Below are 14,032 nucleotides of genomic sequence, written 5' to 3' on the forward strand. Positions count from 1 at the left end.
GGCCGGAACCGCATGGTTCCGGCCACCCCGGCGGCACGTTTCTGCTGAGGTGGGCGAGGCTCAGAGCTCGTCGTGGGACGCCACCGCGCGGCGCGCGTCCGCGTCCAGGACGCCCCAGCTGATCAGCTGCTCGGTGAGGACCGAGGGCGACTGGTCGTAGATGACGGCGAGTGTGCGCAGGTCGTCCTGGCGGATCGAGAGCACCTTGCCGTTGTAGTCACCGCGCTGCGACTGGATCGTGGCCGCGTACCGCTGGAGCGGGCCCGCCTTCTCGGCCGGCACGGTGGCCAGCCGCTCCAGGTCCAGGACCAGCTTCGGCGGCGGCTCGGCGGCGCCGCCCGGGGTGGTGCCCGGCAGCAGCTCCTGCACGGGGACGCCGTAGAAGTCCGCCAGCTCGGCGAGGCGCTGCACGGTCACGGCACGGTCGCCGCGCTCGTACGAACCGACCACGACGGCCTTCCAGCGGCCCTGGGACTTCTCCTCGACACCGTGGAGGGAAAGGCCCTGCTGGGTGCGGATGGCCCGGAGCTTGGCCCCGAGCTGTTTGGCGTATTCGCTGGACATATGGCTCCCCGGACAAGGTGTCGACGCGGCAGGCTGTGTTGTCGGCCGCGCGGCTGGTAACTCACTGTGAGGTTACGCAGCGTTACTCTGCTGCGTCAAGCCGAATGGTCCGCACCGACTCTTCCGTGGTATTCGCCATCCGTTACTCCGTGCGGGTGATCGATGTGGGGCAGACGAGTGACGGGGGAGTGTCAGGGGGGTCATCGGAGAGGTTCTGTGAGCCTGCTACCGTAGGTGGCGCATATCCGACGTCCTTTAAGATCCGTCCCGTGAGGCGGAGAAGGGGGTCCGTTTCTTATGGACAAGCAGCAGGACCAGCAGCAGGATGCCCGGCCCGTTCTCGAAGGGCCCGACATCGCGCGGGTGCTGACCCGCATCGCCCACGAGATCGTCGAGCGCGCCAAGGGTGCCGACGACGTGGTGCTCCTCGGCATCCCGACCCGCGGCGTCTTCCTCGCCCGGCGGCTCGCCGACAAGCTGGAGCAGATCACCGAACGCAAGATGCCGGTCGGCTCGCTCGACATCACCATGTACCGCGACGACCTGCGCATGCACCCGCCGCGCGCCCTGGCCCGCACCGAGATCCCCGGTGACGGCATCGACGGCCGCCTCGTCGTCCTCGTCGACGACGTGCTCTTCTCCGGCCGCACCATCCGCGCCGCCCTCGACGCGCTGAACGACATCGGCCGCCCCCGCGCGGTGCAGCTCGCCGTCCTCGTCGACCGCGGCCACCGCGAACTGCCCATCCGCGCCGACTACGTCGGCAAGAACCTCCCGACGTCGCTGCGGGAGACGGTCAAGGTCCAGCTCGCCGAGGAGGACGGTCGCGACACCGTGCTGCTCGGTGCCAAGCCGGCCGCCCCGGGCGCCCACCCGTAGCACCCCGCGTACGCACCCCTTCGTGCCGTACGCGTGCTCGGCGCGCCCCCGCACGCGCCCGGCCGCCCGAATTATCCCGCTCTTCCGCATGAATCGCCTTACGGAGCCTGACAGATGCAGCGTCATCTCATCTCGGCCGCCGACCTCACCCGCGACGACGCCGTCCTGATCCTCGACACCGCCGAGGAGATGGCCCGGGTCGCGGACCGGCCGATCAAGAAACTGCCCACCCTGCGCGGCCGCACCGTCGTCAACCTCTTCTTCGAGGACTCCACCCGGACCCGGATCTCCTTCGAGGCCGCCGAGAAGCGGCTGTCCGCGGACGTCATCAACTTCACCGCCAAGGGATCCAGCGTCTCCAAGGGCGAGTCCCTCAAGGACACCGCCCAGACCCTGGAGGCGATGGGCGTCGACGCCGTCGTCATCCGGCACAGCGCCTCCGGCGCCCCCTACCGCCTGGCCACCTCCGGCTGGATCGACGCCGCCGTGGTCAACGCCGGGGACGGCACCCACCAGCACCCCACCCAGGCCCTGCTCGACGCCTTCACCATGCGCCGCCGCCTGGTCGGCCGCGACGCCGGGCTCGGCAAGGACCTGGACGGCCGCCGGATCACGCTCGTCGGCGACATCCTGCACAGCCGCGTCGCCCGCTCCAACGTCGACCTGCTGCACACCCTCGGTGCCCAGGTCACCCTCGTCGCCCCGCCCACCCTGCTGCCCGTCGGCGTCGAGACCTGGCCCTGCGAGGTCTCCTACGACCTCGACTCCACGCTGCCCAAGTCCGACGCGGTGATGCTGCTGCGCGTGCAGCGCGAGCGGATGAACGCCGCCTTCTTCCCCACCGAGCGCGAGTACTCCCGCCGCTACGGCCTCGACGGAGACCGGATGGCGAAGATGCCCGACCACGCCATCGTGATGCACCCCGGCCCCATGGTCCGCGGCATGGAGATCACCGCCGACGTCGCCGACTCCGACCGCTGCACCGTCGTCGAGCAGGTCACCAACGGCGTCTCCATCCGGATGGCCGTCCTCTACCTGCTGCTCGGCGGCAACGAGCCCGCCGTGTCCCACGCCCGCCCCACCGAGGAGAAGTAAGAAACATGAGCAAGACCCTGATCCGCGGTGCGAAGGTGCTCGGCGGCGAGCCGCAGGACGTCCTGATCGACGGCGGCGTCGTCGAGGCGGTCGGCCGGGACCTGTCCGCCGAGGTCGTCGAGGGCGCGGAGGTCGTCGAGGCCGACGGCAAGGTGCTGCTGCCGGGCCTGGTCGACCTGCACACCCATCTGCGCGAGCCCGGCCGCGAGGACTCCGAGACCGTCCTCACCGGCACCCGCGCGGCCGCGAGCGGCGGCTACACCAACGTCTTCGCCATGGCCAACACCTTCCCGGTCGCCGACACCGCCGGCGTCGTCGAGCAGGTCTGGCGGCTCGGCCAGGAGTCCGGCTACTGCGACGTGCAGCCCATCGGCGCCGTCACGGTCGGCCTGGAGGGCGCCAAGCTCGCCGAGCTGGGCGCCATGCACGAGTCCGCGGCCGGTGTCACCGTCTTCTCCGACGACGGCAAGTGCGTCCACGACGCCGTGATCATGCGCCGCGCCCTGGAGTACGTGAAGGCCTTCAACGGCGTCGTCGCCCAGCACGCCCAGGAGCCCCGGCTCACCGAGGGCGCCCAGATGAACGAGGGCGTCGTCTCCGCCGAGCTGGGCCTCGGCGGCTGGCCCGCCGTCGCCGAGGAGTCGGTCATCGCCCGGGACGTGCTGCTCGCCGAGCACGTCGGCTCCCGCGTCCACATCTGCCACCTGTCGACCGCCGGCTCCGTCGAGATCGTCCGCTGGGCCAAGTCCCGCGGCATCGACGTCACCGCCGAGGTCACCCCGCACCACCTGCTCCTCACCGACGAGCTGGTCCGGTCGTACAACCCGGTCTACAAGGTCAACCCGCCGCTGCGCACCGAGCGGGACGTCATGGCCCTGCGCGAGGCGCTCGCCGACGGCACGATCGACATCGTCGCCACCGACCACGCCCCGCACCCGCACGAGGACAAGGACTGCGAGTGGGCCGCCGCCGCCATGGGGATGGTGGGCCTGGAGACCGCGCTGTCGGTGGTGCAGGAGACCATGGTGGACACGGGCCTGCTGGACTGGGCCGGCGTCGCCGACCGGATGTCCTTCAAGCCCGCCAAGATCGGACAGGCCACCGGACACGGCCGTCCCGTCTCGGCCGGTGAGCCCGCCAACCTCACCCTGGTCGATGCGGCATACCGTGGCCAGGTGGACCCCGCGGGCTTCGCCTCGCGCAGTCGCAACACCCCCTACGAGGGGCGTGAGCTGCCGGGCCGTGTGACGCACACGTGGCTGCGGGGCAAGGCCACGCTCGTCGACGGGAAGCTCACGTGACATCTGTAGCACCGGTAATCCTGCTGGCCGCCGAGAAAGAATCGGCGGAAGTGACCGACTGGGCCGCCCGGGTCGGCTGGGTCGTCGGCCTCGGCCTCTTCGTCGCGCTCGTCTACTGGCTGATGCGCGAGGGCTGGAAGTGGCGCGGCACGCTCCAGGGCGACCTGCCCGAGCTGCCCGCCGCGCCGGACGAGCCCGGCCCGGCGAAACTGAACATGAGCGGCCGCTACCACGGCTCCACCACCGCCGGACAGTGGCTGGACCGCATCGTCGCGCACGGCCTGGGCACCCGCAGCCGGGTCGAGCTGACCCTGACCGACGCGGGACTGGACGTCGTACGCCCCGGCGCGGCGGACTTCTTCGTCCCCCTCGCCGCGCTGCGCGAGGCCCGGCTCGACAAGGGCATCGCCGGCAAGGTCCTCACCGAGGGCGGCCTGCTGGTCGTCACCTGGGCGCACGGCGACAAGCTGATCGACTCCGGCTTCCGCTCCGACCAGGCGGCCGAACACAACGAGTGGGTCGAAACACTGAACGACATGATCAACAAGACGGAAACGGAAGGCGCACGATGACGACCTCCACCCGGGGAGCTGTGAAAACTCCCGCCGTACTCGTCCTGGAGGACGGCCGGATCTTCCGAGGCCGTGCCTACGGGGCCGTGGGGGCCACCTTCGGCGAAGCCGTGTTCTCCACCGGCATGACCGGCTACCAGGAGACCCTCACCGACCCGTCGTACCACCGCCAGGTCGTCGTGATGACCGCCCCGCACGTCGGGAACACCGGGATCAACGACGAGGACATGGAGTCCAGGAAGATCTGGGTCTCCGGCTACGTCGTGCGCGACCCCGCGCGCGTGCCCTCCAACTGGCGTTCGACGCGCTCCCTCGACCAGGAACTGGCCGCCCAGGGCGTCGTCGGCATCTCCGGCATCGACACCCGCGCCCTCACCCGCCACCTGCGCGAGCGCGGCGCCATGCGGGTCGGCATCTTCTCCGGCCAGGCCCTGCCCGACGAGGGCACCATGCTCGCCGAGGTCCGCCAGGCCCCCGAGATGAGCGGCGCCGACCTCTCCGCCGAGGTCGCCACCACCGAGGCGTACGTCGTCCCGGCGATCGGGGACAAGAAGTTCACCGTCGCCGCCGTCGACCTCGGCATCAAGGGCATGACCCCGCACCGGATGGCCGAGCGCGGCATCGAGGTGCACGTGCTGCCCGCCACGGCCACCGTCGATGACGTCTACGCCGTCGAGCCGGACGGCGTGTTCTTCTCCAACGGCCCCGGCGACCCGTCCACCGCCGACCATCCGGTCTCCGTCATGCAGGGCGTCCTGGAGCGCGGCACCCCGCTCTTCGGCATCTGCTTCGGCAACCAGATCCTGGGCCGCGCCCTCGGCTTCGGCACCTTCAAGCTGAAGTACGGCCACCGCGGCATCAACCAGCCCGTGCAGGACCGTACGACCGGCAAGGTCGAGGTCACCGCGCACAACCACGGATTCGCCGTCGACGCCCCGCTCGACCAGGTGTCCGACACCCCCTACGGCCGCGCCGAGGTCTCCCACGTCTGCCTCAACGACAACGTGGTGGAGGGGCTCCAGCTCCTCGACCGGCCGGCCTTCAGCGTCCAGTACCACCCCGAAGCGGCAGCCGGCCCGCACGACGCCGCCTACCTGTTCGACCGCTTCGTGAACCTCATGGAGGGCCAGCGTGCCTAAGCGCACCGATATCCAGTCCGTCCTGGTCATCGGCTCCGGCCCGATCGTCATCGGCCAGGCCGCCGAGTTCGACTACTCCGGCACCCAGGCGTGCCGCGTGCTCAAGGCCGAGGGCCTGCGCGTCGTCCTGGTCAACTCCAACCCGGCGACGATCATGACCGACCCGGAGATCGCCGACGCCACCTACGTCGAGCCGATCACCCCCGAGTTCGTCGAGAAGATCATCGCCAAGGAGCGCCCCGACGCGCTCCTGCCCACCCTCGGCGGCCAGACGGCCCTGAACACCGCCATCTCGCTGCACGGCAACGGCGTCCTGGAGAAGTACGGCGTCGAACTGATCGGCGCCAACGTCGAGGCCATCAACAAGGGCGAGGACCGCGACCTGTTCAAGGACGTCGTCGAGGAGGTCCGCAAGAAGATCGGCCACGGCGAGTCCGCCCGGTCCTACATCTGCCACTCCATGGACGACGTCCTCAAGGGCGTCGACGCGCTCGGCGGCTACCCCGTCGTCGTCCGCCCCTCCTTCACCATGGGCGGCGCCGGCTCCGGCTTCGCCCACGACGAGGAGGAGCTGCGCCGCATCGCCGGGCAGGGCCTCACCCTCTCGCCGACCACCGAGGTGCTCCTGGAGGAGTCCATCCTCGGCTGGAAGGAGTACGAGCTGGAGCTGATGCGCGACAAGAACGACAACGTCGTGGTCGTCTGCTCCATCGAGAACTTCGACCCCATGGGCGTGCACACCGGCGACTCGATCACCGTGGCGCCCGCGATGACGCTGACCGACCGCGAGTACCAGACCCTGCGCGACGTCGGCATCGCGATCATCCGCGAGGTCGGCGTCGACACCGGCGGCTGCAACATCCAGTTCGCGGTGAACCCCGAGGACGGCCGCGTGATCGTCATCGAGATGAACCCGCGCGTGTCGCGCTCCTCGGCCCTCGCCTCCAAGGCGACCGGCTTCCCCATCGCCAAGATCGCCGCGAAGCTCGCCGTCGGCTACACCCTCGACGAGATCCCGAACGACATCACGCAGGAGACCCCGGCCTCCTTCGAGCCGACCCTCGACTACGTGGTCGTCAAGGCCCCGCGCTTCGCCTTCGAGAAGTTCCCGAGCGCCGACTCCACCCTCACCACCACCATGAAGTCGGTCGGCGAGGCCATGGCCATCGGCCGGAACTTCACCGAGGCCTTCCAGAAGGCGCTGCGCTCGCTGGAGAAGAAGGGCAGCCAGTTCACCTTCGTCGGCGAGCCCGGCGACAAGTCGGCGCTGCTGCGGGAGGCCGTGCGGCCCACCGACGGCCGCATCAACGCCGTCATGCAGGCCATCCGCGCGGGCGCCACGCCCGAGGAGGTCTTCGAGTACACGAAGATCGACCCCTGGTTCGTCGACCAGCTCTTCCTGATCAAGGAGATCGCCGACGAGCTGGCCGCCGCGCCCGAGCTGACCGCCGACCTGCTCGCCGAGGCCAAGCGGCACGGCTTCTCCGACCAGCAGGTCGGCGAGATCCGCGGGCTGCGCGAGGACGTCGTCCGCGAGGTGCGGCACGCGCTCGGCATCCGCCCGGTCTACAAGACGGTCGACACCTGCGCCGCCGAGTTCGCCGCCAGGACGCCGTACTTCTACTCCTCCTACGACGAGGAGACGGAAGTCGCCGTTCGCGAGAAGCCCGCGGTGATCATCCTCGGCTCCGGCCCGAACCGCATCGGCCAGGGCATCGAGTTCGACTACTCCTGCGTCCACGCCTCCTTCGCGCTGTCGGACGCCGGGTACGAGACCGTGATGGTCAACTGCAACCCGGAGACCGTCTCCACCGACTACGACACCTCCGACCGGCTGTACTTCGAGCCGCTCACCCTGGAGGACGTCCTGGAGATCGTCCACGCGGAGCAGCAGGCCGGTCCCGTCGCAGGCGTGATCGTCCAGCTCGGCGGCCAGACCCCGCTGGGCCTGTCCCAGGCGCTCAAGGACAACGGCGTGCCGGTCGTCGGCACCTCGCCGGAGGCCATCCACGCCGCCGAGGACCGCGGCGCCTTCGGGCAGGTCCTCGCGCAGGCCGGGCTGCCCGCCCCCAAGCACGGCACCGCCACCACCTTCGCCGGGGCCAAGGCCATCGCCGACGAGATCGGCTACCCGGTCCTGGTGCGGCCCTCCTACGTCCTCGGCGGACGCGGCATGGAGATCGTCTACGACGAGACCCGGCTGGAGGCGTACATCGCCGAGTCGACCGAGATCAGCCCGTCCCGGCCGGTCCTGGTCGACCGCTTCCTGGACGACGCCATCGAGATCGACGTCGACGCCCTGTACGATGGCAAGGAGCTGTACCTCGGCGGCGTCATGGAGCACATCGAGGAGGCCGGCATCCACTCCGGCGACTCGGCGTGCGCCCTGCCCCCGATCACGCTGGGCGGCTTCGACATCAAGCGGCTGCGCGCCTCCACCGAGGGCATCGCCAAGGGCGTCGGCGTGCGCGGCCTGATCAACATCCAGTTCGCGCTGGCCGGGGACATCCTCTACGTCCTGGAGGCCAACCCGCGCGCCTCGCGCACCGTGCCCTTCACCTCGAAGGCGACCGCGGTGCCGCTGGCCAAGGCCGCCGCCCGCATCTCGCTGGGCGCGACCATCGCCGAGCTGCGTGCCGAGGGCCTGCTCCCGGCCAACGGCGACGGCGGCACCCTGCCGCTGGACGCGCCGATCTCCGTCAAGGAGGCCGTGATGCCGTGGTCCCGCTTCCGGGACATCCACGGCCGCGGCGTCGACACCGTCCTCGGCCCGGAGATGCGCTCCACCGGCGAGGTCATGGGCATCGACTCCGTCTTCGGCACGGCGTACGCCAAGTCCCAGGCCGGTGCGTACGGGCCGCTGCCGACCAAGGGCCGCGCCTTCATCTCGGTCGCCAACCGCGACAAGCGCTCGATGATCTTCCCGGCCCGCGAGCTGGTCGCCCACGGCTTCGAGCTGATGGCCACCTCCGGCACCGCCGAGGTCCTCAAGCGCAACGGCATCAACGCCACCGTCGTGCGCAAGCAGTCCGAGGGCACCGGGCCGAACGGCGAGAAGACCATCGTCCAGCTCATCCACGACGGCGAGGTCGACCTCATCGTCAACACCCCGTACGGCACCGGCGGCCGCCTCGACGGCTACGACATCCGTACGGCGGCCGTGGCCCGCTCCGTGCCCTGCCTGACGACGGTCCAGGCGCTGGCGGCGGCGGTGCAGGGCATCGACGCCCTCAACCACGGCGACGTGGGAGTGCGCTCACTCCAGGAACACGCCGAATTCCTGATCGCCGCCCGCGACTAGCAGCCCCGAGGGGGACACCGGAAACGGTGTCCCCCTCTTCATGAGCCCCAGCGCACCACAGAGGCCTCACGAGGACACATGTACAAGATCTTCTTCAAGCTCGTCTTCTCCCGCATGGACCCGGAGCGGGCCCACCACCTCGCCTTCCGCTGGATCCGCCTGGCCGTCCGCGTCCCCGTCCTGCGCACCTTCGTCGCCGCCGCGCTCGCGCCCCGGTACAAGGAGCTGCGCACCGAAGCGCTGGGCCTGCGCATGCACGGCCCCTTCGGGCTCGCCGCCGGGTTCGACAAGAACGCGGTCGCGATCGACGGCATGGCGATGCTCGGCTTCGACCACGTCGAGATCGGCACCGTGACGGGCGAGCCGCAGCCCGGCAACCCGAAGAAGCGGCTGTTCCGGCTGGTGGGCGACCGGGCGCTGATCAACCGCATGGGCTTCAACAACGACGGCTCGCTGGCCGTCGCGGCCCGGCTGGCCGCCCGCACGCCCGTCTTCCGCACCGTCGTCGGCGTCAACATCGGCAAGACGAAGGCCGTCCCCGAGGAGGAGGCCGTCGGCGACTACGTGAAATCCGCCGAACGGCTGGCCCCGTACGCCGACTACCTGGTCGTCAACGTCTCCTCGCCCAACACGCCCGGCCTGCGCAACCTCCAGGCCACCGAGGCGCTGCGCCCGCTGCTGAGCGCGGTCCGCGAGGCCGCCGACCGCGCGGTGACCGCCCGGCGTGTCCCGCTGCTGGTCAAGATCGCGCCGGACCTCGCCGACGAGGACGTGGACGCGGTCGCCGACCTGGCCGTGGAACTGGGCCTGGACGGCATCATCGCCACCAACACCACCATCGCGCGCGAGGGGCTCGGCCTGACCTCCTCGCCCGCCCTCGTCGGGGAGACCGGCGGTCTGTCCGGGGCCCCGCTCAAGGCACGCTCCCTGGAGGTGCTGCGCCGCCTGTACGCGCGCGTGGGCGACCGGATCACCCTGGTGGGCGTCGGCGGCGTCGAGACCGCCGAGGACGCCTGGGAGCGCATCCTGGCCGGTGCCACGCTGGTCCAGGGCTACAGCGCGTTCATCTACGAGGGTCCCGTCTGGGGCCGCGCCATCCACAAGGGGCTCGCCGCCCGCCTGCGGCAGAGCCCGTACGCCACCCTCGCCGACGCGGTCGGCGCCGACGTGAGGAAGCACGCATGACGGTGATGGAGCCCTTCGGTGCCCGGCTGCGCCGCGCGATGGACGAGCGCGGCCCCCTGTGCGTCGGCATCGACCCGCACGCCTCCCTGCTCGCCGAGTGGGGCCTGAACGACGACGTGGCCGGCCTCGAGCGCTTCAGCCGCACCGTCGTGGAGGCGATGGCCGACCGGGTCGCCGTCCTCAAGCCGCAGAGCGCCTTCTTCGAGCGGTTCGGCTCGCGCGGTGTCGCGGTCCTGGAGAAGTCGGTGGAGGAGGCGCGGGCGGCCGGCGCACTGGTCGTCATGGACGCCAAGCGCGGCGACATCGGCTCGACCATGGCCGCGTACGCCGAGTCGTTCCTGCACAAGGACGCGCCGCTGTTCTCGGACGCGCTGACCGTCTCCCCGTACCTCGGCTACGGCTCCCTGAAGCCGGCCGTCGACCTGGCGCGCGAGAGCGGCGCGGGCCTGTTCGTGCTGGCGCTGACCTCCAACCCGGAGGGCGGCGAGGTCCAGCACGCGGTGGGGGGCGACGGGCGCAACGTCGGGGCGACGGTGCTGGCGCACCTGGCCGCCGAGAACGCGGGGGAGGAGCCGCTGGGCTCCTTCGGCGCGGTGGTCGGTGCCACCCTCGGCGACCTGTCCTCGTACGACCTGGGCATCAACGGTCCGCTGCTGGCGCCGGGCATCGGCGCGCAGGGGGCCACGCCCGCGGATCTGCCGCGCGTGTTCGGTGCGGCGCTGCGCAACGTGGTGCCGAACGTCAGCCGGGGTGTCCTTCGTCACGGTCCCGACGTGGCCGCGTTGCGGACGGCTGCCGACCGCTTCGCGGTGGAGATCCGGACCGCGGTCACGGCGTCCTGACCCTGGATACATCCTCAAATCAGAGGGAGTATGTCCTAAATGTCCGGCCTGGCGGAGGCTGACCAGGACTTTTCCGCTGTTCTCGCTGACTCTGGCGGACTTGACCGCTAGTCTCCGTCGAGAGTCACCGGGCGAGCGTGTTGCTCGTGGCTCACCAGGTGAGGGGCGACTAGGTTCCTCACCGGTCCGTATCCGACAGTTCGACATCCGAGGTGACGTAGGCGTGGCTCTTCCGCCCCTTACCCCTGAACAGCGCGCAGCCGCGCTCGAAAAGGCCGCCGCGGCTCGCCGGGAGCGGGCCGAGGTCAAGAATCGACTCAAGCACTCCGGCGCCTCCCTCCACGAGGTCATCAAGCAGGGACAGGAGAACGACGTCATCGGCAAGATGAAAGTCTCCGCCCTCCTCGAGTCCCTGCCGGGCGTGGGCAAAGTCCGCGCCAAGCAGATCATGGAGCGACTGGGTATCTCCGAGAGCCGCCGCGTGCGCGGTCTCGGGTCCAACCAGATCGCGTCCCTGGAGCGCGAGTTCGGCAGCACCGGCAGCTGAGTCCGGACCACTCCGGGATTGCTGGAATAATCGCTGCATGGCTGCAACACCCCGGGGGACGTCCCCCGTACCCCCGGACGCACGTCCGCGGCTGACCGTGCTCTCCGGCCCCTCGGGGGTCGGCAAGAGCACGGTCGTCGCCCATATGCGCAAGGAACACCCCGAGGTATGGCTGTCGGTCTCGGCGACGACCCGCAGGCCCCGCCCCGGCGAGCAGCACGGTGTCCATTACTTCTTCGTCAGCGACGAGGAGATGGACAAGCTGATCGCCAACGGCGAGCTGCTGGAGTGGGCCGAGTTCGCCGGCAACCGCTACGGCACGCCGCGCACGGCCGTCCTGGAGCGCCTGGAGGCCGGTGAGCCGGTCCTCCTGGAGATCGACCTCCAGGGGGCGCGACAGGTCCGCGAGTCCATGCCCGAGGCCCGGCTGGTGTTCCTGGCCCCGCCCTCCTGGGACGAGCTGGTGCGCAGGCTCACCGGCCGGGGCACCGAACCGCCCGAGGTGATCGAGCGCCGCCTCGCGGCCGCCAAGGTCGAGCTGGCGGCCGAGCCGGAGTTCGACCAGACCCTGGTGAACACCTCCGTCGAGGACGTGGCGCGCGAGCTGCTAGCCTTGACGAACGTCGTGTGATCGTTACAGGTCACCCTGCGGTCATCCCGACAGAATCTTTCCCATCCATCGGAAGGTAGAGCGTGTCCTCTTCCATCTCCGCGCCCGAGGGCATCATCAACCCGCCGATCGACGAGCTCCTCGAGGCCACGGACTCGAAGTACAGCCTCGTGATCTACGCGGCCAAGCGGGCCCGCCAGATCAACGCGTACTACTCGCAGCTCGGCGAGGGCCTCCTCGAGTACGTCGGTCCGCTCGTCGACACCCACGTGCACGAGAAGCCGCTCTCGATCGCCCTGCGCGAGATCAACGCGGGGCTGCTGACCTCCGAGGCCATCGAGGGCCCGGCGCAGTAGTACCAGCAGCATCGGCGGTAATATCTTCAGCCTTACGCTGACTTATCCACAGGCCCGGCAGCCCGTCTGTCGGGCCTGTGGTGTGTGATGGGTCGTACGCGCAGTCCGAGCGCGCCATCCGAGCCGGGGAGAGACGGTGGACAAGCCCAAGGTCGTTCTGGGGGTCAGCGGCGGCATCGCCGCGTACAAGGCCTGTGAGCTGCTGCGCAGACTCACCGAGTCCGGGCACGAGGTCCGGGTCGTCCCCACCGCCTCCGCGCTGCACTTCGTCGGCGCCGCCACCTGGTCCGCCCTGTCCGGCAACCCCGTGTCGACCGAGGTCTGGGACGACGTCCACGAGGTCCCGCACGTGCGCATCGGCCAGCACGCCGACCTGGTCGTCGTCGCCCCGGCGACCGCCGACATGCTCGCCAAGGCGGCCCACGGCCTGGCCGACGACCTGCTCACCAACACCCTGCTCACGGCCCGCTGTCCGGTCGTCTTCGCGCCCGCCATGCACACCGAGATGTGGGAGCACCCGGCCACCCAGGAGAACGTGGCGACACTGCGCCGCCGCGGCGCCGTGGTGATCGAGCCCGCCGTCGGCCGCCTCACCGGCGTCGACACCGGCAAGGGCCGGCTGCCCGACCCGGGCGAGATCTTCGAGGTCTGCCGCCGGGTGCTCGCCCGCGGTGTCCGCGAGCCCGACCTCGCGGGCCGGCACGTCGTGGTCAGCGCGGGCGGCACCCGGGAGCCCCTCGACCCGGTCCGCTTCCTCGGCAACCGCTCCTCCGGCAAGCAGGGCTACGCCCTCGCCCGCACCGCGGCCGCCCGCGGTGCCCGCGTCACGCTCGTCGCGGCGAACGCCTCGATGCCGGACCCGGCCGGCGTCGACGTGGTGCCCGTCGGCACGGCGGTGGAGCTGCGCGAGGCGATGCTGCGCGCCGCGGCCGACGCCGACGCCGTGGTCATGGCCGCGGCGGTGGCGGACTTCCGGCCCGCGACGTACGCCACCGGGAAGATCAAGAAGAAGGACGACCAGGAACCGGCGCCGATCACCCTGGTGCGTAATCCGGACATCCTCGCGGAGATCTCCACGACCCGGGCCCGCTCCGGACAGGTGGTCGTCGGCTTCGCCGCCGAGACCGACGACGTCCTGGCCAACGGCCGGGCCAAGCTGAAACGCAAGGGCTGCGACCTCCTCGTGGTGAACGAGGTGGGGGAGCGCAAGACCTTCGGCTCCGAGGAGAACGAGGCGGTGGTCCTGGGCGCCGACGGCAGCGAGACACCGGTCGCCCACGGCCCCAAGGAAGCCCTGGCCGACACGGTCTGGGACCTCGTGGCCCGGCGGCTGGAATGAATGACCCATTTGCTCGAAGGAGCCGCCAAGACGACGCATTCGAGCGTGGCGCCCCTGGCCAAGGACGCTTCCTTCTGGGCAGAATGCCCGTGCCGCAGGTCACAGCCCTCCCGAGAGCTGAGACAGGTGGGCCCGCGGCAGAGTGCGACCGATAAACTGTTCTCGGACGTCGCCGGGTGCAGCTCCCCGTGCCGTCCACCAATGATCAGCCAGCAGCCGCTGCAACCCCAGGGAGCGTTGTGTCCCGTCGCCTGTTCACCTCGGAGTCCGTGACCGAAGGTCACCCCGACAAGATCGCTGAC

At 70.6% G+C, this 14,032-nt stretch carries 14 protein-coding genes; 13 read left to right on the plus strand and 1 reads right to left on the minus strand.

Going from position 1 to position 14,032, the window contains the following annotated elements:
• Positions 1-60 precede the first annotated feature (60 nt).
• Positions 61-564 carry a transcriptional regulator BldD gene (gene bldD, locus ACFV9J_RS40160; RefSeq protein ID WP_003977337.1) on the minus strand — a complete coding sequence of 168 codons (504 nt, stop codon included), beginning with the start codon at positions 562-564 and terminating at the stop codon, positions 61-63.
• A 297-nt stretch (positions 565-861) separates the two neighbouring features.
• Between bldD and pyrR the strand changes: the two genes are divergently transcribed.
• The 13 genes from pyrR to ACFV9J_RS40225 all read left to right on the plus strand — a co-directional run.
• Positions 862-1,443 carry a bifunctional pyr operon transcriptional regulator/uracil phosphoribosyltransferase PyrR gene (pyrR, locus tag ACFV9J_RS40165; RefSeq protein WP_361010883.1) on the plus strand — a complete coding sequence of 194 codons (582 nt, stop codon included), beginning with the start codon at positions 862-864 and terminating at the stop codon, positions 1,441-1,443.
• Positions 1,444-1,557: 114 nt separating this feature from the next.
• A complete protein-coding gene (locus ACFV9J_RS40170) occupies positions 1,558-2,538 on the plus strand; it encodes an aspartate carbamoyltransferase catalytic subunit (RefSeq protein WP_385363144.1) in 981 nt (326 codons plus the stop codon).
• A gap of 5 nt (positions 2,539-2,543) precedes the next feature.
• A complete protein-coding gene (locus ACFV9J_RS40175; RefSeq protein WP_385363146.1) occupies positions 2,544-3,839 on the plus strand; it encodes a dihydroorotase in 1,296 nt (431 codons plus the stop codon).
• On the plus strand, positions 3,836-4,411 hold the full coding sequence (locus ACFV9J_RS40180) for a hypothetical protein (RefSeq protein ID WP_385363148.1): 576 nt from the start codon (positions 3,836-3,838) through the stop codon (positions 4,409-4,411). Before ACFV9J_RS40175 ends, ACFV9J_RS40180 begins: the two co-directional genes overlap by 4 nt.
• Positions 4,408-5,550 (plus strand): glutamine-hydrolyzing carbamoyl-phosphate synthase small subunit, encoded by a 1,143-nt coding sequence (carA, locus tag ACFV9J_RS40185; protein WP_385363150.1) that lies wholly within the window; start codon positions 4,408-4,410, stop codon positions 5,548-5,550. Before ACFV9J_RS40180 ends, carA begins: the two co-directional genes overlap by 4 nt.
• On the plus strand, positions 5,543-8,851 hold the full coding sequence (gene carB, locus ACFV9J_RS40190) for a carbamoyl-phosphate synthase large subunit (protein WP_385363152.1): 3,309 nt from the start codon (positions 5,543-5,545) through the stop codon (positions 8,849-8,851). The genes carA and carB overlap by 8 nt, the downstream gene beginning before the upstream one ends.
• Positions 8,852-8,929: 78 nt before the next feature.
• Positions 8,930-10,036: a quinone-dependent dihydroorotate dehydrogenase gene (locus ACFV9J_RS40195; RefSeq protein WP_385363154.1), complete on the plus strand. Its 1,107-nt coding sequence runs from the start codon at positions 8,930-8,932 to the stop codon at positions 10,034-10,036.
• The gene (gene pyrF / locus ACFV9J_RS40200) at positions 10,033-10,878 is read left to right on the plus strand and encodes an orotidine-5'-phosphate decarboxylase (protein ID WP_385363156.1); all 846 of its coding nucleotides are present in this window, start codon (positions 10,033-10,035) and stop codon (positions 10,876-10,878) included. The genes ACFV9J_RS40195 and pyrF overlap by 4 nt, the downstream gene beginning before the upstream one ends.
• Before the next feature lie 223 nt (positions 10,879-11,101).
• A complete protein-coding gene (locus ACFV9J_RS40205) occupies positions 11,102-11,425 on the plus strand; it encodes an integration host factor (RefSeq protein WP_003977346.1) in 324 nt (107 codons plus the stop codon).
• Between the two features lie 37 nt (positions 11,426-11,462).
• Positions 11,463-12,056 carry a guanylate kinase gene (gmk, locus tag ACFV9J_RS40210; RefSeq protein ID WP_003977347.1) on the plus strand — a complete coding sequence of 198 codons (594 nt, stop codon included), beginning with the start codon at positions 11,463-11,465 and terminating at the stop codon, positions 12,054-12,056.
• Between the two features lie 62 nt (positions 12,057-12,118).
• Entirely contained in the window at positions 12,119-12,391 is a 273-nt protein-coding gene (rpoZ, locus tag ACFV9J_RS40215; RefSeq protein WP_003977348.1) for a DNA-directed RNA polymerase subunit omega, read from the plus strand.
• Positions 12,392-12,527: 136 nt separating this feature from the next.
• Entirely contained in the window at positions 12,528-13,730 is a 1,203-nt protein-coding gene (gene coaBC, locus ACFV9J_RS40220; RefSeq protein WP_059299512.1) for a bifunctional phosphopantothenoylcysteine decarboxylase/phosphopantothenate--cysteine ligase CoaBC, read from the plus strand.
• A 239-nt stretch (positions 13,731-13,969) separates the two neighbouring features.
• On the plus strand, positions 13,970-14,032 hold a 63-nt coding region (locus tag ACFV9J_RS40225; protein ID WP_308434842.1), incomplete at its 3' end, for an S-adenosylmethionine synthetase N-terminal domain-containing protein.

It is taken from the genome of Streptomyces sp. NPDC059906, assembly GCF_042730645.1.
In the GTDB taxonomy this organism is placed as follows: Bacteria; Actinomycetota; Actinomycetes; order Streptomycetales; family Streptomycetaceae; genus Streptomyces; species Streptomyces rubrogriseus.